Source organism: Streptococcus mitis, assembly GCF_946188375.1.
In the GTDB taxonomy this organism is placed as follows: domain Bacteria; phylum Bacillota; class Bacilli; order Lactobacillales; family Streptococcaceae; genus Streptococcus; species Streptococcus mitis_CX.
Genome location: NZ_CAMHUS010000008.1, coordinates 58,919 through 85,092 on the forward strand (window position 1 = coordinate 58,919; position 26,174 = coordinate 85,092).

The window sequence follows — 26,174 nt, forward strand, 5'->3', positions numbered from 1 at the left end:
GGAGAAAAATCAGACAGGAGATCGACATGTCAGAACCATTATTTTTACAATCAGTTATGCAAGAAAAAATCTGGGGTGGTACCAAGCTACGTGATGAGTTTGGCTACGACATCCCAAGTGAAAAAATCGGAGAATATTGGGCCATCTCAGCCCATCCAAATGGTGTCTCTAAAGTTGCCAATGGTCGCTACGAGGGAACAGACCTGGCTACTTTATATGCAGAGCACCGTGAATTGTTTGGCAATCGTCCAGAACCTGTATTTCCACTGTTGACTAAGATTCTGGATGCTAACGACTGGCTCAGTGTCCAAGTTCACCCAGACGATGCCTATGGTCTAGAACATGAAGGCGAGCTCGGAAAAACAGAATGCTGGTATATCATCGCTGCAGATGAAGGTTCAGAGATTATCTACGGTCACAATGCCAAATCAAAAGAAGAACTCCGCCAGCAAATCGAGGACAAGAACTGGGATGCCTTGCTGACAAAAGTGCCTGTTAAGGCTGGAGATTTCTTCTACGTACCAAGTGGGACTATGCACGCTATTGGTGCAGGTATTTTAATCCTTGAAACACAACAATCTAGCGACACAACCTACCGTGTCTATGACTTTGACCGTAAGGATAATAATGGCAACTTGCGTGAACTTCACCTTGAAAAATCCATTGATGTCTTGAACATTGGTGAGCCTGCAAATAGCCGTCCTGTAACTGTTAAAGCAGATGATTTGCGTTCCACTCTCCTTGTATCCAATGATTTCTTTGCAGTTTACAAGTGGGAAATTACTGGAAAAGTTGACTTCGAAAAGACAGCTGACTACAGCTTGTTTAGTGTCTTAGCTGGTCAAGGTCAACTGACTGTTGACGGAAAAAACTATCCAATCCAAAAAGGTAGCCACTTTATCCTACCAAGTGATGTTGAAGCTTGGACCTTGGAAGGACAAGATTTGGAATTGATTGTTAGCCATCCATAAAAAAGAAAGGGCCTGAGTTCATTACTCAAGTCCTTTTGATTACATAAATTGGGCGATAAAGACCACGATGATGATGATTGGAATGATGAAACGAAGAAGGAATAGCCAGACTTGGAACAGTCCCTGTTTCCATGCTATTTCATCGAGATGGAGTTCCTCCATTGCAAGAACCTTTTTAAAGATATAGCCTGTAAAAAGTGAAAGGCAGAGAGCTCCAAATGGCATAAGGAGATTGGAAACCAAGAAGTCCATAGCGTCAAAGAAGGTCTTCCCAAAGATGTGAACATCTGCCATGACACCGTAAGATAGGGCTGAAGGAATTCCAAAGACAAAGGTCAAAATTCCTAAAATGGCACTCCATTTGGCACGTTTGCTGTTATTCTGATTGGTGATATTTCCCACATTGATTTCCAGCATGACGACAGAAGAAGTGACCGTCGCAAAGAGGAAGAGCAAGAGGAAAAGGATGTAGAAAATGGTTCCAAAAGGCATCTTGTCAAAGAGTTGAGGCAAGACGATAAAGAGCAAGCTCGGTCCCCCTTCAGATTGGATATTGAAGGCTGACATAGCAGGGAAAATGGCTAGACCTGCCATGATGGATACCGAGATATTCATGGCTACGATGGAAATTCCTGACTGGACTAGATTGGTTTTCTGATCCAAATAAGAAGCATATGTCAGCATGGCTGTAACCCCTAGTGAAAGGGCAAAGAAAGATTGTCCCAGAGCATAGAGGAGACCAGCACTGGTCAGTTTTGAAAAGTCTGGTTTGAGGAAGTAAAGAACCCCTTCCATGGCATTTGGCAAACTGAGAGAACGACCGATGATGACGACAAAGATGATAAAGAGCAGGGGCATCATGACTTTCGATGCTCTTTCAATCCCTTTTTGAACCCCACGTGATACAATAAAGATATTCAATAAGATAAAGGCCGCTTGAGCTCCTAGGGCAATGGCTGGATTTGAAATGATTGAAGTAAATAATTGAGCATAATCACCAGTTCCGCTAAGTTGGAACAATTTCCCAAACTCAATGCCTAGATAGACTAAAATCCATCCTCCAATAACACTGTAGAAAGATAAGAGGATAAAGAGGGCGAAGGCACCAATCCAACCGATAAAGTTGTACTTGCTATTCTTGCCGAGTTTTCCAAAGGTTTTGATTGCTGAGACACCAGCACTTCGGCCGAGAGCAAATTCAGCCAGCAAAAGGGGGAAACCAATTAAAATAGTGGAAATGAGAAAGACAAGTAAAAAGCCTCCTCCACCATTAGCAGCAGTCATGTAGGGGAATTTCCAAACGGCACCAAGTCCGATGGCTGAACCAGCAGATGCTAGGATAAAGCCCAGTTTAGAACCCCATTGCGATTTTTCAGACATAGTTAAACTCCTAAAATTAGTATTACAAAAGAAAAAGCTACTGCCCTTGGCAAATAGCCTCATCAGTACTCAAAATGAGCCTTTCTTTTGATTGATAGACTTGACTATCCTATCATGTTTTCTAAGGTCTGTCAAGAAAACCATTTTCATGTTATGATAAAGTAAAAAATTTCGCAAAAACGCTTGACTCTGACCTAAGGGGAGGGGTTATACTATTAGTGTAAGGAGGAAATCATGTACCATATAAAAGAAGCTGCCCAGCTTTCAGGTGTCTCTGTCAAGACCCTGCACCACTACGACAAGATAGGCCTTCTGGTCCCTTTAAAGTCAGAAAACGGTTATCGAACTTACAGTCAAGAGGATTTGGAACGCCTTCAGGTCATTCTTTACTACAAATATCTAGGCTTTTCTTTAGAAAAAATAGCAGAGCTATTAAAGGAAGAAAGAGAAGATTTATTGCCTCATTTGACCAGGCAGTTGGACTATTTGACTCGAGAAAGGGAACATCTGGATACCTTGATTTCAACCTTGCAGAAAACCATTCAAGAACAAAAAGGAGAAAGAGAAATGAGCATTCAAGAGAAATTTGCTGGATTTAACTACCAAGACCATCAAAAATACCACCAAGAGGCGGTAGAGAAATATGGACAAGAAGTCATGGACCAAGCGCTGGAGCGCCAGAAAGGTCACGAAGACGAGGCTACAGCTGCCTTCAACCAAGTTTTTCAAGCTTTGGCACAAAATCTTCAAGCTGGTCTACCTGTAACAGCAACTGAAAATCAAGAAGAAGCTGCTAAACTCTTGCAAGCCATCCGTACTTATGGATTTGATTGTACTATTGAAGTATTCGGTTATATCGGTAAAGGCTACGTTTATAACCCAGAGTTTAAGGAAAACATTGACAAATTTGGACCTGGAACAGCCCAGTACACATCAGATGTGATTGCTCATTATGTCCAAACTCAGACAAAATAAAATCGGAGGAGTATTCTTCCGATTTTTACTAAATTCAAGCACTACTTGCTTAATAATTTTTCTACTACATTTAGTTTTCGCATGGTCAAATCCACATTGAAAAGCTTTTCAAGATAGTTAGTACTGAGCTTTTTTCGTTTTGCAGTTCTAGGGAGATAGAGGTAGAGACAGTGGTTACCGACACAAATTTCTTCTTCGCTGTAATCAATTTTTAATTTTTCTAAAGGAAGACTTTGAATAGGTTCTTGATAAAAAATCACGTGTACACGGTCATAAAGATAGTGTTCTCCAAACGGATTTTCTTGGACAATGTTTTTAAAAATATCCTTATTCTTAATGATTATTTTGAGATCGGCTCCAATCTTTTCCTTTATTAGAGTATGAACCTGTTCTCGTATTTCTTCGAGAGCTAAGTTACTTTCAAGAATAATATTTCCACTTTGAATATAGGTTCGAACGTGTTGAAAACCAGCTTCTGTTAAAATATCTACCAAATAAGACATTTTCGGGATAGCATTTTTTCCATTAGGAGTAACACCTCTTAGTAAAATAATATGTTCCAAAGGACTTCCTTTCTTATTTTGTATTTTAGTCATTCAATTATTTATATATTTGATTTGAGCCTGCCACCCAACCGGTACAGAGGGCTGAAGTGATGTTAAAGCCACCAGTGTGGGCATTGATATCTAGTACCTCGCCAGCAAAGTGGAGTCCAGGTACCAGCTTACTTTCTAGAGTTTTGGGATTGATTTCCTTGAGACTGACGCCCCCTTTGGTAACAAAGGACTTGGAAAGGGACATTTTGCCAGTCACAGGGATTTTGAGAGCCTTGATAGACTGGAGAAGTTGTTCACGTTCCTTTTCAGTCAGTTGTTTGACTTTTTCAGGATAGCCTTGCACAAAAAATTCTGCCAAGCGTTCTGGGAGCAAGGTTTTTAAGGCATTTTTTAGAGATTTTTCCCGATTTTCTTCTAGAAATGTAGCCAAGTCTTTCTCAGAAAGTTGAGGTAGAACATCCAGTGAGAGAACCTCCCCACCCTTTACAAAGCTAGACATACGCAGAGCAGCAGGGCCTGACAAACCAAAGTGGGTAAAAAGCAGATCGTGAGTGATGACATGCTTGCCATAACTTAGGGTCACATCATCCAGAGAAATCCCTTGTAAGGCCTTATGTGGAAAATCCGTCAATAATGGACTTTCAGCAGCCTCAAGTTCGGTAATGGTGTGTTTAAAATGACGGGCAATCTCATGTCCAAAACCAGTCGAACCAGTGGAAGGATAGGATTTTCCACCAGTTGTGACAATCAGTTTATCACAAGTGAAATTTTGGTCTGCGGACTTCAGGACAAACTGATTTTCTACCTTTTTAACCGAAACAATTTCGGTTTGAGTAGCAACTTGGCCGCCTAGCTCAGTGATTTTCTTTTCCAAGGCCTCTATAATTGTCCGAGACTTGTCAGTAGCAGGAAAGACGCGTCCGTGGTCCTCGACCTTAAGTTTAATCCCATTTTCCGTAAAAAAGTTAATGATATCATGGTTATCAAACTGGGAGAAGACACTATAAAGAAAGCGTCCGTTCCCAGGGATTCCAGCTAGTAGGTCATCTAGAGTTCCGTTGTTGGTTACATTGCAACGTCCCCCACCAGTCCCAGCTAATTTTTTTCCAAGTTTCCGATTTTTTTCGATGAGGAGGGTTTTCTGACCATAAAAGCTACTGGAAATCGTAGCCATCATGCCAGCAGGACCTCCACCGATGACAATAGTATCAAAATGTTTCATAGCTCTATTGTACCACAAAAAAACAAGAGATGAAGTCACCTCTTGTCAAGAATGCAATTAATCAATTTCATATCCCATCAGCAAACCACCATCTTCTGCATAAAAACTGCAGAGACCAGATGTTGGGAGAATTTTAATATCCGCCTGTGGGAAATTTTCGCGGATTCGCTCTGAGAGCTGTTGGCAACATTTCTCGTTATTGCGTTGGGCCATGACAATACGGCCACCAGTATATCCAGCTTTAATGATTTCATCATAGGCAGCTTGAACTGATTTCTTTGGTCCTCGTGCTTTTTGTAGCAATTCGAGAGTTCCAGTTTCACTAGCTTCTCCGACCATACGGATATTGAGAAGGCCAACGACCGTACCAATAAGCTTACTCAAACGGCCGTTCTTCACCAAGTTATCGACTTTGGCTAGGACAAAGAGTAACTTGGTTTTTTCTTGATAGGCGGTGATAGCTTCAACCACTTCTTCAAAAGATAAGCCCTGGTCGATCAAGTCATTCAATTTTTCTACGAGCAAGTCAACTTCCCCACCAGCAGACAAACTATCAATTATATGAATTTTAGTATCAGGATGTTCTTCCAGATAAATATTTTTTGCTAGTTGAGCACTATTGTGGCTTCCAGAAAGAGTACCAGTGATGGTTACTAGGAAAATGTTTTTGGCTCCTTCAAATGCTCGCAAATAATCATCTGGGCTTGGACAAGCTGATTTTGAAGCTTCTGCAGTTGCATACATGGTTTTCATCATTTGGTCAATGTCAAGACTGGCATCATCAACAAAGACCTGATCAGCTACTTGAATGGTTAAGGGGACACTTACAAAGGTCGTGTCAATAGCTGGTCTTGCCAGCTGACGATAATCACAACCAGAGTCAGCAATAATCTTCCAAGTCATAGAAATTCTCCATCTTTGTCAGTTATACATTGACAAAGGTTCTGTCTTTTTTTACAATTATATCATGAAAGCCCTTGAAACAAAAGCCTCATCTGTCTGTTGTGACAAGTAGAAAGAAAATGTTATGTCTGAACGTAGAATCTCTGAAAAATCTCTTGAAAATCTCAGAAAATCAAACCAAGAATCCAATTTATTAACTAGAGAAGCGATTGAAACAGCCCTCTTGCAACTTTTGGAAAAAAAGGATTTGGCCAAGATTAGTATTTCTGAATTGGTCAAACGGGCAGGCGTTTCACGTGCGGCCTTTTACCGTAATTATGATTCCAAAGAGGAAATTTTAGAGAGCGTCTTTAAACGGAGTGTCCACAACATCATGGAACAGTTGCACCATTATGATTTAAAGACAGACCTTTATCTGGTCTGGGTTCACCTTTTCCGTGAGGCAAGAAAGGAAGCTAGAGTGATTCAACTTGCCTTAGATTACCATCTGGAAAAAATCTTTGTCCAAGCCATGCAGGAATTTCTAGAAAAATACCATGGAAAATCAAAAGGTGTCAGCTCTTATCTTCATTCCTTCTGGAGTTCGGCCATCGTCTCTGTCCTTCTAAAATGGATCAAGGATGGCATGAAGGTACCTGCTGAAAAGATTGCGGATTTACGGTTACCATTTTTTAAAAAATAGAGAAAAAGGAGAAGAGATATGACTGAAAAAAGACTAGCATGGGATGAATATTTTGCAGCCCAAGCTCTACTAATTGCCAATCGTTCCACTTGTAAACGTGCCAAAGTGGGTGCGATTTTGGTTAAGGATAATAAGGTAATTTCCACTGGTTACAATGGTTCGGTGTCAGGGACTGAGCATTGTATTGACCACGAATGTCTGGTCATTGAAGGCCACTGTGTTCGCACCCTTCACGCTGAGGTCAATGCTATCCTTCAAGGTGCAGAACGTGGTGTTCCCAAAGGCTTTACAGCCTATGTAACCCATTTTCCTTGTCTCAACTGTACCAAACAATTGCTTCAGGTCGGTTGCAAGCGCGTGGTTTATATTAACCAGTACCGAATGGATGACTATGCCCAATACCTTTATCAAGAAAAGGGAACAGAATTAACCCATTTACCACTTGAGACAGTACAAGCAGCTCTTAAAGAGGCAGATTTAATGTAAAAATTATCAAAAATAAATGGTTTAGAAAGATTTTTAAACCGTTTTTTGGTATAATAAGAAGAATAAATTGAAAGAAGGAATTCCAAAAATGGGAAAAATTGAAGTTATTAATCATCCACTGATTCAACACAAATTGTCAATCTTGCGTCGTACAGATACTTCTACAAAAGCTTTTCGTGAGCTAGTAGATGAGATTGCAATGTTGATGGGGTATGAAGTACTTCGTGATCTTCCACTAGAAGATGTGGAAATCGAAACACCAATTACAAAAACTGTTCAAAAACAATTGGCAGGTAAGAAATTGGCCATCGTTCCAATCTTACGCGCAGGTATCGGGATGGTTGATGGTCTCTTGAGCTTGGTTCCAGCTGCTAAAGTTGGTCACATCGGTATGTACCGTGATGAAGAAACACTTCAACCAGTTGAGTACCTAGTGAAATTACCTGAAGATATTGACCAACGTCAAATTTTTGTAGTAGACCCAATGTTGGCAACAGGTGGATCAGCAATCTTGGCTGTTGATTCTCTTAAAAAACGTGGCGCATCAAATATCAAATTTGTCTGCCTTGTATCTGCTCCAGAAGGTGTAAAAGCCCTTCAAGAAGCTCATCCAGATGTAGAAATCTTTACAGCAGCCTTGGATGACCGCTTGAACGAACACGGTTATATCGTTCCAGGTCTTGGAGATGCTGGAGATCGCTTGTTCGGTACGAAATAAGATCGAAAAGAAGATTGACTTGGAAAAGAATTCCCAGTCACGAAAGGAGGTTGAATTTTTGTTTCTGTCTAATGAAAACAGAGCAAAAATTTGACCTTTTTTGACCAAAATATTATAATAGTCTTATCTTCAGTCATTTGACAAACAAAAATAAAACTCAAAAGGAGAAATAAATGATTCCTGTAGTTATTGAACAAACAAGTCGTGGAGAACGTTCTTACGATATTTACTCACGTCTTCTCAAAGACCGCATCATTATGCTGACAGGTCCAGTTGAAGACAATATGGCTAACTCTGTTATTGCCCAATTGCTTTTCTTGGATGCCCAAGATAGTACAAAAGATATTTACCTTTATGTCAATACACCTGGTGGTTCCGTTTCAGCTGGTTTGGCAATCGTTGATACTATGAACTTTATCAAAGCGGATGTCCAAACCATCGTTATGGGAATGGCTGCATCTATGGGTACAGTCATCGCATCTAGTGGAGCAAAAGGCAAACGTTTCATGCTTCCAAATGCCGAATACATGATTCACCAACCAATGGGTGGTACAGGTGGTGGTACTCAACAAACCGATATGGCGATTGCTGCAGAACACTTGCTCAAAACTCGTAACACCTTGGAAAAAATCTTGGCTGAAAATTCAGGTCAGTCAATCGAAAAAGTTCACGCAGATGCAGAACGCGATAACTGGATGAGCGCCCAAGAAACACTTGAATATGGCTTTATTGATGAAATCATGGCCAACAATTCATTGAACTAATAATGAAAGAAGGCAAACTCGACGGGGTTTGCTTTTTTTGGTATAATAGGGAGAGATTTCTTAGAAAGAGGATTTACCATGTTTGAAAAAGTCAATCGATCTGGCTTGATTATCTATCTTTACTATAATCGGGATGCCAAAAAACTGCAGGATTATGGAGATATTACCTATCATTCCAAGAAGCATCGTTACTTGCAGCTTTATGTTCCAACTCAAGAAGTGGAGCAAGTGGTCGGGCGCTTGAGCAAGGAAAAGTTTATAAAAAAAGTCAGAGTTTGTCATATCCAAGAGCTGGAAACACCCTTTGTGGGCAATCTTTATCGAGAGGAAAACGTTATCATCGAAAAAGTTCAAGAAAAGTGTTGACAATTTTCTGATAATTCGGTATATTCTTAACATGCTATTTATTTAAGAAATAAGGAGACAAAAAAGATGAAGAAAAAATTTGCCCTATCGTTTGTGGCGCTTGCAAGTGTAGCACTTCTTGCAGCCTGTGGAGAAGTGAAGTCTGGAGCGTCAAATGCTGCTGGTAACTCAGTAGATGAGAAGACAATCAAAATCGGATTTAACTTTGAAGAATCAGGTTCTTTAGCTGCATACGGAACAGCTGAACAAAAAGGTGCCCAATTGGCTGTTGATGAAATCAATGCCGCAGGTGGTATTGATGGAAAACAAATCGAAGTAATCGATAAAGATAATAAGTCTGAAACAGCTGAGGCTGCTTCAGTTACAACTAACCTTGTAACCCAATCTAAAGTATCAGCAGTCGTAGGACCTGCGACATCTGGTGCGACTGCAGCTGCGGTAGCGAACGCTACAAAAGCAGGTGTTCCATTGATCTCACCAAGTGCGACTCAAGATGGATTGACTAAAGGTCAAGATTACCTCTTTATCGGAACTTTCCAAGATAGCTTCCAAGGAAAAATTATCTCAAACTATGTTTCTGATAAATTGCAAGCTAAGAAAGTTGTTCTTTACACTGACAATGCCAGTGACTATGCTAAAGGGATTGCCAAATCTTTCCGCGAGTCATACAAGGGTGAAATCGTTGCTGATGAAACTTTCGTAGCAGGTGATACAGACTTCCAAGCAGCCCTTACAAAAATGAAAGGGAAAGATTTTGATGCGATCGTTGTTCCTGGCTACTATAATGAGGCTGGTAAAATTGTAAACCAAGCGCGTGGTATGGGAATTGACAAACCAATCGTTGGTGGTGATGGATTCAACGGTGAAGAGTTTGTGCAACAAGCAACTGCTGAAAAAGCATCAAACATCTACTTTATCTCAGGCTTCTCAACTACTGTAGAAGTTTCAGCTAAAGCAAAAGCTTTCCTTGATGCTTACCGTGCTAAGTACAACGAAGAGCCTTCAACATTTGCAGCCTTGGCTTATGACTCTGTTCACCTTGTAGCAAACGCAGCAAAAGGTGCTAAAAACTCTGGAGAAATCAAGGATAACCTTGCTAAAACAAAAGACTTTGAAGGTGTAACTGGTCAAACAAGCTTCGATGCAGATCACAACACAGTCAAAACTGCTTACATGATGACTATGAACAATGGTAAGGTTGAAGCAGCAGAAGTTGTAAAACCATAATAGAAAATGTTGAAATAGGGAATGAGACTCGGACTCACTCCCTGTTTCGATGTTTAAGAACCTATCAAAAAGTGAGGGAAAACCCTCGAAATTATAAATAGAAAGAGTGAATCTTATGCTCCAACAACTAGTAAATGGTTTGATTCTAGGTAGTGTTTATGCGCTGTTAGCCCTAGGATATACCATGGTTTACGGAATTATCAAGCTCATCAACTTCGCCCACGGTGATATTTATATGATGGGAGCCTTTATCGGTTATTTCTTGATTAATTCTTTCCAAATGAATTTCTTTGTAGCTCTTATTGTAGCTATGCTTGCGACAGCCATTCTTGGTGTCGTGATTGAGTTCCTTGCTTACCGACCTTTGCGTCACTCTACTCGTATTGCTGTTTTGATTACGGCTATTGGGGTTTCTTTCCTATTGGAGTATGGGATGGTCTATCTGGTTGGTGCCAATACCCGTGCCTTCCCTCAAGCGATTCAAACAGTTCGCTATGATTTGGGACCAATCAGCTTAACAAATGTGCAGTTAATGATCTTGGCCATTTCCTTGATTTTGATGATTTTGTTACAAGTCATTGTCCAAAAAACAAAGATGGGGAAAGCCATGCGTGCTGTATCTGTAGATAGCGATGCGGCACAATTGATGGGGATCAATGTAAACCGTACTATCAGCTTTACCTTTGCTTTGGGTTCAGCTCTTGCTGGTGCAGCTGGTGTTCTGATTGCCCTCTATTATAACTCTCTTGAGCCTTTGATGGGGGTTACTCCAGGTCTTAAGTCTTTCGTTGCCGCAGTACTTGGTGGTATCGGGATTATTCCTGGTGCGGCTCTTGGTGGTTTTGTGATTGGTTTATTGGAAACTTTTGCGACAGCCTTTGGAATGTCAGACTTCCGTGATGCCATTGTTTATGGAATCCTGTTGTTGATCTTGATTGTCCGCCCAGCAGGTATTCTTGGTAAAAATGTGAAAGAGAAGGTGTAAACGATGAAGGAAAATTTAAAAGTTAATATTCTATGGTTACTCCTTTTATTAGCTGGCTATGGCTTGATTAGTGTACTGGTTTCAGTCGGAGTACTCAACCTATTCTATGTACAGATTTTACAACAAATCGGAATTAATATTATTCTGGCAGTTGGTCTTAACTTAATCGTTGGTTTTTCAGGACAATTTTCACTTGGGCATGCTGGTTTCATGGCGATTGGTGCCTATGCAGCAGCTATTATTGGTTCTAAATCACCAACCTACGGTGCTTTCTTTGGAGCTATGCTGATAGGTGCTTTGCTTTCAGGAGCAGTTGCCTTGCTTGTCGGAATTCCAACCTTGCGCTTGAAGGGGGACTATCTTGCGGTAGCGACTCTAGGTGTTTCTGAAATTATCCGTATCTTTATCATCAATGGTGGAAGCCTTACAAATGGTGCGGCAGGTATCTTGGGAATTCCTAACTTTACAACTTGGCAAATGGTTTACTTCTTTGTCGTGATTACAACTATTGCAACCTTGAACTTCTTGCGTAGTCCAATTGGTCGTTCAACCCTCTCTGTTCGTGAGGATGAAATCGCTGCTGAGTCAGTTGGGGTTAATACGACTAAAATTAAAATCATCGCCTTTGTCTTCGGTGCCATTACTGCAAGTATTGCAGGGTCACTTCAGGCAGGATTTATCGGTTCAGTTGTACCGAAAGATTACACATTCATCAACTCAATCAACGTTTTAATTATTGTTGTATTTGGTGGACTTGGTTCCATTACAGGTGCAATCGTTTCAGCTATTGTCCTTGGAATTTTGAATATGCTTCTCCAAGATGTTGCTAGCGTGCGTATGATTATTTATGCTTTAGCCTTGGTATTGGTAATGATTTTCAGACCAGGTGGACTCCTTGGAACATGGGAATTGAGCCTATCACGTTTCTTTAAAAAATCTAAGAAGGAGGAACAAAACTAATGGCATTACTTGAAGTAAAACAGTTAACCAAACATTTTGGCGGTCTAACAGCTGTTGGAGATGTGACTCTTGAATTGAACGAAGGGGAATTGGTTGGACTAATCGGTCCAAACGGAGCTGGGAAAACCACTCTTTTCAACCTCTTGACTGGTGTTTATGAACCGAGTGAGGGAACTGTTACCCTTGATGGTCACCTTTTAAATGGGAAGTCACCTTATAAGATTGCTTCTTTGGGACTTGGACGTACTTTCCAAAATATCCGTCTCTTTAAAGATTTAACAGTTTTGGACAATGTTTTGATTGCCTTTGGCAACCATCACAAGCAACATGTTTTTGCTAGTTTCTTACGCTTGCCAGCTTTTTACAAGAGTGAAAAAGAATTAAAGGCTAAAGCTTTGGAATTGTTGAAAATCTTCGATTTAGATGGTGATGCAGAAACTCTTGCTAAAAATCTTGCCTACGGACAACAACGTCGTTTGGAAATTGTTCGTGCCCTCGCTACGGAACCTAAAATTCTCTTTTTGGATGAACCAGCAGCAGGTATGAACCCGCAGGAAACAGCAGAATTGACTGAGTTAATTCGTCGTATTAAAGATGAATTTAAGATTACAATCATGCTGATTGAACACGATATGAATCTGGTCATGGAAGTAACAGAACGTATCTACGTACTTGAATACGGTCGTTTGATTGCCCAAGGAACTCCAGACGAAATTAAGACCAATAAACGCGTTATCGAAGCTTATCTAGGAGGTGAAGCCTAATGTCTATGTTAAAAGTTGATAATCTTTCTGTGCATTACGGCATGATCCAAGCAGTCCGTGATGTAAGCTTTGAAGTGAATGAAGGAGAAGTTGTTTCCCTTATCGGTGCCAATGGTGCAGGTAAGACAACCATTCTCCGTACCTTGTCTGGTTTAGTTAGACCAAGTTCAGGAAAGATTGAATTTTTAGGTCAAGAAATCCAAAAAATGCCGGCTCAGAAAATCGTGGCAGGTGGTCTTTCACAAGTACCAGAAGGACGCCACGTATTCCCTGGCTTGACTGTTATGGAAAATCTAGAAATGGGTGCTTTCTTAAAGAAAAATCGTGAAGAAAATCAAGCTAACTTAAAGAAAGTTTTCTCACGTTTCCCACGTCTTGAAGAACGCAAGAACCAAGATGCAGCCACTCTTTCAGGAGGAGAACAACAAATGCTTGCCATGGGACGTGCTCTTATGTCAACACCAAAACTTCTTCTCTTAGATGAACCATCGATGGGACTTGCCCCAATCTTTATCCAAGAGATTTTTGATATCATTCAAGATATTCAGAAGCAAGGAACAACCGTCCTCTTGATTGAACAAAATGCCAATAAGGCACTCGCAATCTCTGACCGAGGTTATGTACTGGAAACAGGAAAAATCGTTCTATCAGGAACAGGAAAAGAACTCGCTTCATCAGAAGAAGTCAGAAAAGCATATCTGGGTGGCTAAACTAGTCTGGGAGACTAGTTTAGGTTGCAGATAAAGATTACGAAGTAATCATCATTATAGTCCTGTGGACCTTTTTAGTCGGCAGATAAAGATTGTAAACAAATCTTCATCTACATTAAAAGCTTAATTTCTAATATTTTAAAAAATCGAATGAAAAGTTTCTTATCTTCATTCACGGAGCTCGATTTCAGAGCTCTTTTTGCTAGCTTATTCATACTTTTCTGAATTTTGAAAAAGAAATGTAAGCGTTTGATAGATTTACAAAAAGATTGTATAATAGGGATAAGAATAGAAAAGGAGAAGTCTCATGGCAGTTAAAGATTTTATGACCCGCAAGGTAGTGTATATTAGTCCAGATACAACAGTATCTCATGCAGCAGATTTGATGAGAGAGCAAGGGTTGCACCGCTTGCCTGTTATCGAAAATGATCAATTGGTTGGTTTAGTAACTGAAGGAACCATTGCCCAAGCTAGTCCATCAAAAGCAACCAGTCTTTCTATCTATGAGATGAATTATCTTCTAAATAAGACAAAAGTAAAAGATGTGATGATTCGCGATGTTGTCACTGTTTCAGGCTATGCGAGTCTAGAGGATGCAACTTATCTGATGTTGAAAAATAAGATTGGTATTCTTCCTGTAGTAGATAACCATCAAGTCTATGGGGTTATTACGGACCGTGACGTTTTCCAAGCCTTTCTTGAAATTGCAGGTTATGGCGAAGAAGGAATTCGTGTACGCTTTGTTACGGAAAACGAAGTTGGCGTTCTTGGAAAAATTATTTCTTTGATTGTAGAAGAAAATTTGAATATCTCTCATACAGTCAATATTCCGCGTAAGGATGGTAAGGTCATTATCGAAGTTCAAATCGATGGATCAATTGATTTACCAGCCTTGAAAGAAAAATTTGAATCAGAGAATATTCAAGTAGAAGAGATTACTCGTACTTCAGCAAAAGTCTTGTAAGAAGGGAAGCCGAAAGGCTTCTTTTTACGTGTAATAAGGGATTAGAGCAAAAGATGGAAAGAAATGATAAAATATGCTATAATGAAATAATGTAAAAAAGGAGTATTTATGGACATTTCAGAAATTCGTCAGAAAATTGACGCAAATCGTGAAAAATTAGCTTCTTTCAGGGGGTCTCTTTGACCTCGAAGGTTTAGAGGAAGAGATTGCCATCTTGGAAAACAAGATGACAGAACCTGATTTTTGGAACGATAATATCGCGGCCCAAAAAACGTCGCAAGAATTAAATGAATTAAAAAATACCTATAACACCTTCCACAAAATGGAAGAGTTGCAGGATGAAGTCGAAATTTTATTGGACTTTTTAGCTGAAGATGAGTCGGTGCATGAAGAATTGGTTGAACAGTTATCAGAACTTGATAAGATGATGACCAGCTACGAGATGACTCTACTCTTGTCAGAACCTTATGACCACAACAATGCCATCTTGGAAATTCATCCAGGATCCGGTGGTACTGAGGCTCAGGACTGGGGTGATATGTTGCTTCGTATGTACACTCGCTATGGAAATGCTAAAGGCTTTAAAGTGGAAGTACTGGATTACCAAGCAGGAGATGAAGCTGGTATCAAGTCAGTAACCTTATCATTTGAAGGAACTAATGCCTATGGCCTTCTCAAGTCAGAAATGGGTGTACACCGTTTGGTACGAATTTCACCATTTGACTCTGCTAAACGTCGCCATACCTCTTTCACATCTGTAGAAGTAATGCCAGAATTGGATGATACCATTGAAGTGGAAATCCGTGAAGATGATATCAAGATGGATACTTTCCGTTCAGGTGGTGCTGGTGGACAAAACGTCAACAAGGTTTCAACTGGTGTGCGTTTGACACACATTCCTACTGGGACTGTCGTTCAGTCAACGGTCGATCGTACCCAATATGGAAATAGAGATCGAGCTATGAAGATGTTACAGGCTAAGCTCTATCAAATGGAGCAAGAAAAGAAAGCTGCGGAAGTCGATTCCCTCAAGGGTGAGAAGAAGGAAATCACATGGGGAAGTCAAATTCGTTCATATGTCTTCACACCTTATACTATGGTAAAAGACCATCGAACTAGTTTTGAAGTTGCGCAGGTAGATAAGGTTATGGATGGAGACCTAGATGGTTTTATCGATGCTTATCTCAAGTGGCGAATCAGCTAAGATAGAAAGGAACTCACATGTCAATCATTGAAATGAGAGATGTCGTCAAAAAATACGACAACGGAACGACTGCCCTACGTGGTGTTTCGGTCAGCATTCAACCAGGAGAATTTGCCTATATCGTAGGTCCGTCAGGAGCTGGAAAATCAACCTTTATTCGTTCTTTGTATCGCGAAGTAAAAATCGAAAAAGGAAGCTTATCTGTTGCTGGTTTTAATCTGGTTAAAATTAAAAAGAAAGATGTCCCTCTCCTACGTCGTAGTGTTGGGGTTGTCTTCCAAGATTATAAACTGTTACCAAAGAAAACCGTTTATGAAAATATTGCTTATGCAATGGAAGTTATTGGTGAGAGCCGCCGTAATATCAAAAAACGTGTTATGGAAGTTTTAGACTTGGTTGGATTGAAGCATAAGGTTCGTTCTTTCCCAAATGAACTTTCAGGGGGAGAACAACAGCGTATTGCGATAGCGCGTGCTATTGTAAATAATCCCAAAGTATTGATTGCGGACGAACCAACAGGAAACTTGGACCCAGATAATTCATGGGAAATTATGAACTTGCTGGAACGCATCAATCTCCAAGGTACAACTGTCTTGATGGCTACCCACAACAGTCAGATTGTAAATACCTTGCGCCACCGTGTCATTGCCATTGAAAATGGTCGTGTCGTTCGTGACGAAGCTAAAGGAGAATATGGATACGATGATTAGTAGATTTTTTCGTCATTTATTTGAATCGTTAAAAAGTTTGAAACGAAATGGCTGGATGACAGTAGCTGCTGTCAGTTCAGTTATGATTACTTTGACCTTGGTTGCAATATTTGCATCTGTTATCTTTAATACGGCTAAACTAGCTACAGATATTGAAAATAATGTCCGAGTAATGGTATACATTCGTAAGGACGTAGCTGATAATAGTGAGACGATTGAAAAAGAAGGTCAAACTGTTACAAATAACGACTACCATAAGGTATATGATGCTTTGAAAGGTATGTCAACCGTTAAAAGTGTTACGTTTTCAAGTAAAGAAGAACAATATGAAAAGTTGACAGAAACAATGGGGGACAACTGGAAAATCTTTGAAGGCGATGCCAATCCTCTCTATGATGCATATATCGTTGATACAAATACACCAAGTGATGTAAAGACAGTAGCAGAAGAGGCTAAAAAAATCGAAGGTGTGTCAGAAGTTCAAGATGGTGGTGCCAATACAGAACGCTTGTTTAAGTTAGCCTCATTTATTCGTGTCTGGGGACTAGTTATCGCTGGATTATTGATTTTCATTGCGGTGTTCTTGATTTCTAATACTATACGTATCACCATCATTTCACGAAGCCGTGAAATTCAAATCATGCGTTTAGTAGGTGCTAAGAATGGCTATATCCGCGGACCTTTCTTGCTTGAAGGTGCCTTCATTGGTTTGCTTGGAGCAACACTTCCATCAATTCTGGTATTTATTGTCTATAAAATGGTTTACCAATCGGTTAATAAGTCATTGGTTGGTCAGAACCTTTCAATGATATCACCAGAAGTATTCAGTCCACTGATGATTGCCTTATTATTTGTGATTGGAATTTTTATCGGTTCAATCGGATCAGGAATTTCAATGCGCCGATTCTTAAAAGTCTAAATTTTAATAGATGTATATTTGAGGAGATTTTACTATCTCCTTTTTTACTACAAAAATTTTAGAAAAAAGTCTACTTTTTTTAATAAAAGCCTTTACAAAAAAAATTAAAGTGGTATAATTAAATCATAAAAGGTGCAAACGTTTTCGTAAAACGTTTGCCTAAATAAAAATAAAGGAGATTTGAATGATGAAAGATACATTCAAAAATGTCTTGTCTTTCGAATTTTGGCAAAAATTCGGTAAGGCTTTGATGGTAGTTATCGCGGTTATGCCGGCTGCTGGTTTGATGATTTCAATCGGTAAGTCTATCGTGATGATTAACCCAACCTTTGCACCACTCGTTATTACTGGTGGTGTACTAGAGCAAATCGGTTGGGGAGTTATCGTTAACCTTCATATCTTGTTCGCCCTCGCTATTGGAGGAAGCTGGGCTAAAGAACGTGCTGGTGGTGCTTTCGCCGCTGGTCTTGCCTTCATCTTGATTAACCGTATCACTGGTACAATCTTTGGTGTATCAGGCGATATGTTGAAAAATCCAGATGCGATGGTAACTACTCTCTTCGGTGGATCAATCAAAGTTGCTGATTACTTTATCAGTGTTCTTGAAGCTCCAGCCTTGAACATGGGTGTCTTCGTAGGGATTATTTCTGGTTTTATTGGGGCAACTGCTTACAACAAATACTACAACTTCCGTAAGCTTCCTGATGCACTTTCATTCTTTAACGGAAAACGTTTTGTACCGTTTGTAGTTATTCTTCGTTCAGTAATTGCTGCAATCGTACTTGCTGCTTTCTGGCCAGTAGTTCAAACAGGTATCAATAGCTTTGGTATCTGGATTGCCAACTCACAAGAAACTGCTCCAATCCTTGCACCATTCTTGTATGGTACATTGGAACGTTTGCTCTTGCCATTTGGTCTTCACCACATGTTGACTATCCCAATGAACTACACAGCTCTTGGCGGTACTTATGATGTCTTAACTGGTGCAGCAAAAGGTAGCCAAGTATTTGGTCAAGATCCACTTTGGCTTGCATGGGTAACAGACCTTGTAAACCTTAAAGGTACTGATGCTACTCAATACCAACACTTGTTAGATACTGTTCACCCAGCTCGTTTCAAAGTTGGACAAATGATCGGTTCATTCGGTATCTTGATGGGTGTCATCGTTGCTATCTACCGTAATGTTGATGCTGACAAGAAACATAAATACAAAGGTATGATGATTGCAACAGCTCTTGCAACATTCTTGACAGGGGTTACTGAACCAATCGAATACATGTTCATGTTCATCGCAACACCTATGTATCTTGTTTACTCACTTGTTCAAGGTGCGGCCTTCGCTATGGCTGACGTTGTGAACCTACGTATGCACTCATTCGGTTCAATTGAGTTCTTGACTCGTACACCTATTGCGATTAGCGCTGGTATCGGTATGGATATCGTTAACTTCGTTTGGGTAACTGTTCTCTTTGCTGTAATCATGTACTTTATCGCAAACTTCATGATTCAAAAATTCAACTACGCAACTCCAGGGCGTAACGGAAACTACGAAACTGCTGAAGGTTCAGAAGAATCTAGCAGCGAAGTGAAAGTTGCAGCAGGTTCTCAAGCTGTAAACATTATCAACCTTCTTGGTGGACGTGCAAACATCGTTGATGTGGATGCATGTATGACTCGTCTTCGTGTAACTGTAAAAGATGCTGACAAAGTCGGTGATGCAGAACAATGGAAAGCAGAAGGAGCTATGGGTCTTGTCATGAAAGGACAAGGAGTTCAAGCTATCTACGGTCCAAAAGCTGACGTATTGAAATCTGATATCCAAGATATCCTTGATTCAGGTGAAATCATTCCTGAAACTCTTCCAAGTCAAATGACAGAAGCGCAACAAAACACTGTTCACTTCAAAGGTCTTACTGAGGAAGTTTACTCAGTAGCAGACGGTCAAGTTGTTGCCTTGGAACAAGTTAAAGATCCAGTATTTGCTCAAAAAATGATGGGCGATGGATTTGCTGTAGAACCTGCAAATGGAAACATTGTATCTCCAGTTTCAGGTACTGTATCAAGCATCTTCCCTACAAAACATGCTCTTGGTCTTGTGACTGAAGCAGGTCTTGAAGTATTGGTTCACATTGGTTTGGACACAGTAAGTCTTGAAGGAAAACCATTTACAGTTCATGTTGCTGAAGGACAAAAAGTTGCAGCAGGAGATCTCCTTGTCACAGCTGATTTGGATGCTATCCGTGCAGCAGGTCGTGAAACTTCAACAGTAGTTGTCTTCACAAATGGTGATGCAATTAAATCAGTTAAATTAGAAAAAACAGGTTCTCTTGCAGCTAAATCAGCAGTTGCTAAAGTAGAATTGTAATATACTTGAGGTTGGAAGCTGTATTCCAACCTCTTATTTTGGGAGAAAAGAATGAAATTTTTAACACTCAATACTCACAGTTGGATGGAAAAAGAAGCAGAGGAAAAATTCCAGATTTTGCTTCAGGATATTCTTGAAAAGGACTATGATTTGATATGTTTCCAAGAAATCAATCAGGAGATTACTTCGCCAGAGGTGGAGGTTAATGACCTTTATCAAGCTTTGCCAGCAGCTGAGCCTATTCACCAAGACCATTATGTTAGACTTTTGGTTGAAAAGTTGTCAGAGCAAGGGAAAGATTACTACTGGACTTGGGCCTATAACCATATTGGTTATGACCGCTACCATGAAGGTGTGGCTATCTTGTCTAAAACACATATTGAAGCAAGAGAAATTTTGATTTCAGATGTGGATGATCCAACAGACTATCATACTCGTCGTGTTGCCTTGGCTGAAACTGTAGTTGATGGTAAGGAGCTTGCAGTTGCAAGTGTCCATCTTTCTTGGTGGGATAAAGGTTTCCAAGAAGAATGGGCGCGATTTGAAGCTGTCTTGAAAGAATTGAACAAGCCACTTTTGCTTGCTGGAGATTTCAACAACCCAGCTGGTCAGGAAGGTTACCAAGCTATTTTAGCTAGTCCATTAGGCTTACAAGACGCATTTGAAGTTGCTCAAGAGAAAAGTGGTAGCTATACTGTTCCACCAGAAATTGATGGCTGGAAGGGGAACACAGAACCCCTTCGAATCGACTATGTTTTTACTACCAAAGAGTTAGCGGTGGAAAATTTACATGTCGTATTTGATGGCAACAATAGTCCGCAAGTTAGTGATCACTATGGCTTGAATGCTATTTTAAACTGGAAATAAGGACTAAAAAGAGGTTGGGATTCACAAATTCCAGCCTTTTTTTTGATTAGATGAACTACTGAAAGTAAGCTCTATGAGTGAGACTACTGAAATGGAATAAAATATGGTATAATTGGTAAGATAGATAGAATCGAGGATATTATGTCATTTACGAAATTTCAATTTAAAAACTATATTAGAGAAGCCTTGGAGGAGTTGAAATTTACAACTCCAACAGAGGTGCAAGACAAGTTGATTCCTATTGTTTTGGCAGGTCGTGACCTAGTCGGTGAATCAAAAACAGGTTCGGGTAAGACTCACACTTTTCTATTGCCGATTTTCCAGCAATTAGATGAAGCCAGCGATAGTGTTCAAGCAGTCATTACTGCACCGAGCCGTGAATTAGCTACTCAAATTTACAAAGCAGCCCGTCAGATTGCTACTCACTCAGAAGTAGAAGTTCGTGTGGTTAATTATGTGGGAGGGACAGATAAGGCTCGCCAGATTGACAAATTGGCAAGTAACCAGCCTCATATTGTTATCGGTACGCCAGGTCGTATTTATGACTTAGTTAAGTCTGGTGACCTAGCTATTCACAAGGCTAAGACCTTTGTGGTCGATGAAGCAGACATGACCTTGGATATGGGATTCTTGGCAACTGTTGATAAGATTGCTGGAAGCCTTCCAAAAGACCTACAATTCATGGTCTTCTCAGCTACTATTCCACAAAAACTGCAACCATTCTTGAAAAAATACTTATCTAATCCTGTTATGGAGAAAATCAAGACCAAAACGGTCATTTCTGATACCATTGATAATTGGTTGATTTCGACCAAGGGTCGAGATAAGAATGCTCAAATTTACCAGTTGACTCAGTTGATGCAACCGTATTTGGCAATGATTTTTGTTAACACTAAAACGCGTGCTGATGAATTGTATTCATATCTGACTGCTCAAGGCTTGAAGGTGGCAAAAATCCATGGGGGTATTGCCCCTCGTGAGCGCAAACGTATCATGAACCAGGTGAAAAATCTGGATTTTGAGTATATTGTCGCAACAGATTTGGCAGCGCGTGGGATTGACATTGAAGGTGTCAGTCATGTCATCAATGATGCCATTCCACAAGACCTATCTTTCTTTGTGCACCGTGTTGGTCGTACTGGACGAAATGGCCTACCAGGTACAGCCATTACCCTTTACCAACCAAGCGATGACTCGGATATCCGTGAGTTGGAGAAATTAGGAATCAAGTTTACTCCGAAGATGCTAAAAGATGGAGAATTCCAAGATACCTATGACCGTGATCGTCGTGCCAACCGTGAGAAAAAACAAGATAAGCTTGATATTGAAATGATTGGTTTGGTTAAAAAGAAAAAGAAAAAAGTCAAACCAGGTTATAAGAAGAAAATTAAATGGGCGGTTGATGAAAAACGCCGCAAAAACAAGCGTGCTGAAAATCGCGCTCGTGGCCGTGCCGAGCGTAAAGCAAAACGCCAAACATTTTAAGGCAATTGTTGGAGTGCTGAGCTCCAACTTTTTTTATTTATGAGAACGAACTATCTAAACAGAAACACTACATTAAAGACTGCAAATTGCGCTTAAAAATGGTATAATGATAAAGTTATATAGTCCCGATAAGATGGTAGGTCTACATCACTAAGAAATTTCCTATCAGTACTTTGTAACTCGCAAAGAATGACGGCTCCAAAGTAGTCGCTCGTCATTCTACGGTTGCCGCTATAAGGCGGTCACCCTATGCGCCTTACTAGCTTCAGAAATAAAAAAGTATCGTTTTTATTTCTTTCGCGTCGTAACTCTTAGAAAATGAAAATACCTATCAGTACTTTGTAACTCTATAACACTATTTTTAAGGGGGGACATTTTTATGTCAGAACGTAAATTATTCACGTCTGAATCTGTATCTGAGGGGCATCCAGATAAGATTGCAGACCAAATTTCAGATGCGATTTTGGATGCTATTTTAGCTAAGGATCCAGAGGCGCACGTTGCTGCTGAGACAGCTGTATATACTGGTTCTGTCCATGTTTTTGGTGAAATATCTACAAATGCCTATGTGGATATCAACCGTGTGGTTCGTGATACCATTGCAGAGATTGGTTACACCAATACAGAATATGGATTTTCTGCTGAGACGGTGGGAGTTCATCCGTCACTTGTTGAGCAGTCACCAGACATTGCCCAAGGTGTTAACGAAGCCTTGGAGGTTCGTGGAAATGCCGATCAAGATCCACTGGACTTGATTGGTGCTGGTGATCAAGGGCTCATGTTTGGATTTGCGGTTGATGAAACAGAAGAGCTCATGCCTTTGCCAATTTCACTCAGTCATAAATTGGTTCGTCGTCTGGCAGAACTTCGTAAGTCTGGTGAAATTAGCTATCTCCGTCCAGATGCTAAATCGCAAGTTACAGTTGAGTATGATGAAAATGACCGTCCAGTACGTGTGGACACAGTTGTTATTTCTACTCAGCATGATCCAGAAGTCAGCAATGAACAAATTCACAATGATGTCATTAACAAGGTTATTAAGGAAGTGATTCCAGCATCTTACTTGGATGAGCAAACAAAATTCTTCATCAATCCAACTGGTCGCTTTGTAATCGGTGGACCTCAAGGGGACTCAGGTTTGACTGGTCGTAAGATTATCGTAGATACTTATGGTGGCTACTCTCGTCACGGTGGTGGTGCCTTCTCTGGTAAAGATGCGACTAAGGTGGACCGTTCTGCGTCATATGCGGCTCGCTATATTGCCAAGAACATCGTTGCAGCAGGTCTTGCTAAGAAAGCAGAAGTGCAATTGGCCTATGCCATCGGTGTTGCGCAGCCTGTTTCTGTTCGTATCGATACCTTTGGTACAGGAACAATAGCTGAAAGCAAGCTTGAAAAAGCAGCGCGTCAAATCTTTGATCTTCGTCCTGCAGGAATTATCCAAATGTTGGATCTTAAACGTCCAATTTACCGTCAAACAGCAGCTTATGGACACATGGGACGTACAGATATTGACCTTCCATGGGAACGTTTGGACAAGGTAGACGCTTTGAAAGAAGCAGTCAAATAAAATCTTGAGAGGGGGACTTCCCCTCTTTTTTAATATACTATTTCCTCCCAAATCATTGAAATTATAGCCTGAATTTGATATGATGGTTCTATGGATAAAAGTAGAGCAAAGCGTGAGAATCACGATAAGGTAAGAATGAGTCTAATAGCCCTAGTAGCTATCTTCTCAGTAAGTATTTGTGTCCTTGGTTCAATAATTGGATACAAAATATACACAAAACAAAGTTTTGAACAAAAGATTGAATCGCTCAAAAAAGAGAAAGATGATCAATTGAGTGAGGGAAATCAGAAGGATCATTTTCGTAAGGGACAAGCCGAAGTAATTGCCTATTATCCTCTCCAAGGGGAGCAAGTGATTTCGTCTATAAAGGGAATTATGACACAGGATATTAAAGACAATCTAGAGGATAAGGAAAATCTGGTTTTTTATTATACGGAGAAACAGGATTCGACTTTAAAAGGGATTGTCAACCGAAGTGTGATGAAACAAGTCTATGATTTAACTTCGTCAAAAGTTGAAGAGACTGAAAAAACTAGTCTGGCAAAAGTACATTTGACAGAAGATGGTAAACCTTTTACACTTGATCAATTATTTTCAGATCCTAGTAAAGCCAAAGAGCAGTTGTTAAAAGAAATCACCACTTTCTTACAGGATAAGAAATTGGAGCAAGAAAAGATTGATCAAGTTGTTAAAGGCTTCTCTGACCAAGACTTGTCTGCATGGAATTTTGATTACAAGGATAGTCAGATTATCCTTTATCCAAGTCAGTCAGTTGAAAATCTAGATGAGATTGCCTTGCCGGTATCAAGTTTCTTTGAGGTTATTCAGTCCTCTTATTTATTAGATAAGGACGCAGAACTATATAAGGCTTATTATGAAAAGAAAAATCGTAAAGTAGTAGCCTTGACTTTTGATGATGGACCAAATCCTACAACGACAAATCAAGCATTAGATACACTTTCTAAGTATGGTATCAAGGCAACTTTCTTTGTTTTAGGTAAGAATGTTTCTGGCAATGAAGAGATTTTGAAACGAATGAAAGCAGATGGTCATGTCATTGGAAACCATAGTTGGAGCCATCCAGTTCTTTCAAAACTTTCGCTTGATGAAGCTAAAAAACAAATTACTGATACTGAGGATGCGCTAACTAAGGTGCTGGGTTCTAGCTCTAAACTTATGCGTCCGCCTTATGGAGCCATTACAGACGACATTCGCAATAGCCTCGATTTGAGCTTTATTATGTGGGATGTAGATAGTCTGGACTGGAAAAGTAAAAATGAAGCATCTATTTTGACAGAAATTCAGCGTGAAGTCAAGAATGGTTCTATTATTCTCATGCATGATATCCATGCTGAAACAGTGAATGCTTTACCAAAGGTCATTGACTATTTGAAAGGTCAGGGTTATGACTTTGTGACAATTCCAGATTTGTTAGACTCTCGTCTTAAAGCTCATCAGCTCTATTACGACCGCAATCAATAATACACAAAATCTAAAGAGAAAAGTTTTCCTTGAAAATTTGGCTCTTTGGATTTTCTTCTCATAGAAAGGGAAAATAATGAAATCTTATACTTTAAACAATGGTGTTACAATTCCAGTACTGGGATTTGGAACCTGGAAAGCTGAAAATGGAGAGATTGCCTATCAAGCTGTACTAGAGGCTTTAAAGGCAGGCTATCGCCATATCGATACGGCAGCTATTTATAAAAATGAAGAAAGCGTTGGTCGTGCCATTCAAGATAGTGGCGTTCCGCGTGAGGAAATTTTTGTAACCAGCAAACTCTGGAATACAAATATAGCTATGAGCAAGCTCGTCAGGCTTTTGAAGAGTCTTTAGCTCAGCTGGGCTTGGATTATTTGAATTTGTATTTGATTCATTGGCCAAATCCAAAACCACTCAGAGAAAATAACCACTGGAAAATCCGAAATTCAGAAGTTTGGAGAGCGATGGAAGACCTCTATCAAGAAGGAAAAATCCGTGCTATTGGAGTTAGTAATTTCCTTCCCCATCATTTGGATGCCTTGCTTGAAACAGCAAAAATTCTTCCAGCGGTCAATCAAGTTCGTTTGGCTCCAGGTGTGTATCAAGAGGAAGTCGTAGCTTACTGTAGAGAAAAAGGAATTTTATTGGAAGCTTGGGGCCCTTTTGGTCAGGGAGAACTGTTTGATAGCAAGCAAGTGCAAGAAATCGCAGCAAATCATGGAAAGTCTGTTGCTCAGATAGCCTTGGCATGGAGCTTGGCAGAAGGATTTTTACCGCTTCCGAAATCTGTCACAGCGTCTCGTATTCAGGCTAATCTTGATTGCTTTGGAATTGAACTGAGTCATGAGGAGAGAGAAACTTTAAAAACAATTGCTGTTCAGTCTGGTGCTCCACGAGTTGATGATATGGATTTCTAGAAAATCATAAAAAGAATTGT

25 protein-coding genes and 1 pseudogene are annotated in these 26,174 nt (G+C 40.0%); 22 read left to right on the plus strand and 4 right to left on the minus strand.

Going from position 1 to position 26,174, the window contains the following annotated elements; all coding sequences use genetic code 11:
* Positions 1–26: 26 nt before the first annotated feature.
* A complete protein-coding gene (gene manA, locus N8M16_RS07940; protein WP_261069948.1) occupies positions 27–971 on the plus strand; it encodes a mannose-6-phosphate isomerase, class I in 945 nt (314 codons plus the stop codon).
* Positions 972–1,010: 39 nt separating this feature from the next.
* On the opposite strand, the gene N8M16_RS07945 is transcribed toward manA, so the two are convergent.
* On the minus strand, positions 1,011–2,351 hold the full coding sequence (locus N8M16_RS07945) for a sodium-dependent transporter (RefSeq protein WP_023947248.1): 1,341 nt from the start codon (positions 2,349–2,351) through the stop codon (positions 1,011–1,013).
* Positions 2,352–2,585: 234 nt separating this feature from the next.
* On the opposite strand from N8M16_RS07945, the gene N8M16_RS07950 reads away from it, so the two are divergent.
* Positions 2,586–3,326, plus strand: coding sequence for a MerR family transcriptional regulator (locus N8M16_RS07950; RefSeq protein ID WP_261069949.1), 741 nt, complete (start codon positions 2,586–2,588; stop codon positions 3,324–3,326).
* A 41-nt stretch (positions 3,327–3,367) separates the two neighbouring features.
* On the opposite strand, the gene N8M16_RS07955 is transcribed toward N8M16_RS07950, so the two are convergent.
* The 3 genes from N8M16_RS07955 to N8M16_RS07965 are packed head-to-tail and all read right to left on the minus strand — an operon-like array spanning position 3,368 to position 6,008.
* The gene (locus N8M16_RS07955) at positions 3,368–3,889 is read right to left on the minus strand and encodes a DUF1697 domain-containing protein (protein ID WP_261069950.1); all 522 of its coding nucleotides are present in this window, start codon (positions 3,887–3,889) and stop codon (positions 3,368–3,370) included.
* Between the two features lie 37 nt (positions 3,890–3,926).
* Positions 3,927–5,105 carry an aminoacetone oxidase gene (gene aao, locus N8M16_RS07960; protein ID WP_261069951.1) on the minus strand — a complete coding sequence of 393 codons (1,179 nt, stop codon included), beginning with the start codon at positions 5,103–5,105 and terminating at the stop codon, positions 3,927–3,929.
* Between the two features lie 57 nt (positions 5,106–5,162).
* Complete coding sequence (locus N8M16_RS07965; protein ID WP_261069952.1) at positions 5,163–6,008, minus strand: DegV family protein; 846 nt, start codon at positions 6,006–6,008, stop codon at positions 5,163–5,165.
* 124 nt (positions 6,009–6,132) lie between these two features.
* Between N8M16_RS07965 and N8M16_RS07970 the strand changes: the two genes are divergently transcribed.
* The 20 genes and pseudogenes from N8M16_RS07970 to N8M16_RS08065 all read left to right on the plus strand — a co-directional run bounded on the left by N8M16_RS07970 (position 6,133) and on the right by N8M16_RS08065 (position 26,154).
* Entirely contained in the window at positions 6,133–6,690 is a 558-nt protein-coding gene (locus tag N8M16_RS07970) for a TetR/AcrR family transcriptional regulator (RefSeq protein WP_150922316.1), read from the plus strand.
* 18 nt (positions 6,691–6,708) lie between these two features.
* On the plus strand, positions 6,709–7,176 hold the full coding sequence (locus N8M16_RS07975; protein ID WP_000136973.1) for a deoxycytidylate deaminase: 468 nt from the start codon (positions 6,709–6,711) through the stop codon (positions 7,174–7,176).
* 88 nt (positions 7,177–7,264) lie between these two features.
* On the plus strand, positions 7,265–7,894 hold the full coding sequence (upp, locus tag N8M16_RS07980; protein ID WP_064276977.1) for a uracil phosphoribosyltransferase: 630 nt from the start codon (positions 7,265–7,267) through the stop codon (positions 7,892–7,894).
* 173 nt (positions 7,895–8,067) lie between these two features.
* Positions 8,068–8,658: an ATP-dependent Clp protease proteolytic subunit ClpP gene (clpP, locus tag N8M16_RS07985; protein ID WP_000613475.1), complete on the plus strand. Its 591-nt coding sequence runs from the start codon at positions 8,068–8,070 to the stop codon at positions 8,656–8,658.
* Between the two features lie 78 nt (positions 8,659–8,736).
* Complete coding sequence (locus tag N8M16_RS07990) at positions 8,737–9,024, plus strand: YlbG family protein (RefSeq protein WP_150922317.1); 288 nt, start codon at positions 8,737–8,739, stop codon at positions 9,022–9,024.
* A gap of 66 nt (positions 9,025–9,090) precedes the next feature.
* Complete coding sequence (locus N8M16_RS07995) at positions 9,091–10,251, plus strand: ABC transporter substrate-binding protein (RefSeq protein WP_261069953.1); 1,161 nt, start codon at positions 9,091–9,093, stop codon at positions 10,249–10,251.
* A 115-nt stretch (positions 10,252–10,366) separates the two neighbouring features.
* Positions 10,367–11,236, plus strand: coding sequence for a branched-chain amino acid ABC transporter permease (locus N8M16_RS08000; RefSeq protein WP_000941421.1), 870 nt, complete (start codon positions 10,367–10,369; stop codon positions 11,234–11,236).
* A 3-nt stretch (positions 11,237–11,239) separates the two neighbouring features.
* Complete coding sequence (locus tag N8M16_RS08005) at positions 11,240–12,196, plus strand: branched-chain amino acid ABC transporter permease (protein WP_000662286.1); 957 nt, start codon at positions 11,240–11,242, stop codon at positions 12,194–12,196.
* Positions 12,196–12,960 (plus strand): ABC transporter ATP-binding protein, encoded by a 765-nt coding sequence (locus N8M16_RS08010; RefSeq protein WP_001185997.1) that lies wholly within the window; start codon positions 12,196–12,198, stop codon positions 12,958–12,960. Before N8M16_RS08005 ends, N8M16_RS08010 begins: the two co-directional genes overlap by 1 nt.
* The gene (locus tag N8M16_RS08015; protein ID WP_000062200.1) at positions 12,960–13,670 is read left to right on the plus strand and encodes an ABC transporter ATP-binding protein; all 711 of its coding nucleotides are present in this window, start codon (positions 12,960–12,962) and stop codon (positions 13,668–13,670) included. The genes N8M16_RS08010 and N8M16_RS08015 overlap by 1 nt, the downstream gene beginning before the upstream one ends.
* 307 nt (positions 13,671–13,977) lie before the next feature.
* Entirely contained in the window at positions 13,978–14,634 is a 657-nt protein-coding gene (locus tag N8M16_RS08020) for a CBS domain-containing protein (RefSeq protein WP_000268667.1), read from the plus strand.
* A gap of 108 nt (positions 14,635–14,742) precedes the next feature.
* A protein-coding gene (gene prfB, locus N8M16_RS08025; protein ID WP_261069954.1) for a peptide chain release factor 2 occupies positions 14,743–15,838 on the plus strand; the annotation gives its coding sequence in 2 pieces (ribosomal slippage) (positions 14,743–14,814 and positions 14,816–15,838; 1,095 coding nt in all).
* Positions 15,839–15,855: 17 nt separating this feature from the next.
* Entirely contained in the window at positions 15,856–16,548 is a 693-nt protein-coding gene (gene ftsE, locus N8M16_RS08030) for a cell division ATP-binding protein FtsE (RefSeq protein ID WP_000022260.1), read from the plus strand.
* Positions 16,541–17,467, plus strand: coding sequence for a permease-like cell division protein FtsX (gene ftsX / locus N8M16_RS08035; protein ID WP_261069955.1), 927 nt, complete (start codon positions 16,541–16,543; stop codon positions 17,465–17,467). The genes ftsE and ftsX overlap by 8 nt, the downstream gene beginning before the upstream one ends.
* Before the next feature lie 184 nt (positions 17,468–17,651).
* Complete coding sequence (locus N8M16_RS08040; RefSeq protein ID WP_261069956.1) at positions 17,652–19,832, plus strand: PTS transporter subunit IIBC; 2,181 nt, start codon at positions 17,652–17,654, stop codon at positions 19,830–19,832.
* A gap of 51 nt (positions 19,833–19,883) precedes the next feature.
* Positions 19,884–20,699 carry an endonuclease/exonuclease/phosphatase family protein gene (locus N8M16_RS08045; protein ID WP_084923414.1) on the plus strand — a complete coding sequence of 272 codons (816 nt, stop codon included), beginning with the start codon at positions 19,884–19,886 and terminating at the stop codon, positions 20,697–20,699.
* Between the two features lie 141 nt (positions 20,700–20,840).
* Entirely contained in the window at positions 20,841–22,184 is a 1,344-nt protein-coding gene (locus N8M16_RS08050) for a DEAD/DEAH box helicase (RefSeq protein ID WP_153210588.1), read from the plus strand.
* A 379-nt stretch (positions 22,185–22,563) separates the two neighbouring features.
* Complete coding sequence (gene metK / locus N8M16_RS08055) at positions 22,564–23,754, plus strand: methionine adenosyltransferase (protein WP_084923416.1); 1,191 nt, start codon at positions 22,564–22,566, stop codon at positions 23,752–23,754.
* Positions 23,755–23,844: 90 nt separating this feature from the next.
* Entirely contained in the window at positions 23,845–25,236 is a 1,392-nt protein-coding gene (pgdA, locus tag N8M16_RS08060; RefSeq protein WP_261069957.1) for a peptidoglycan-N-acetylglucosamine deacetylase PgdA, read from the plus strand.
* Between the two features lie 76 nt (positions 25,237–25,312).
* A pseudogene (locus N8M16_RS08065) lies at positions 25,313–26,154 on the plus strand (aldo/keto reductase).
* Positions 26,155–26,174 lie beyond the last annotated feature (20 nt).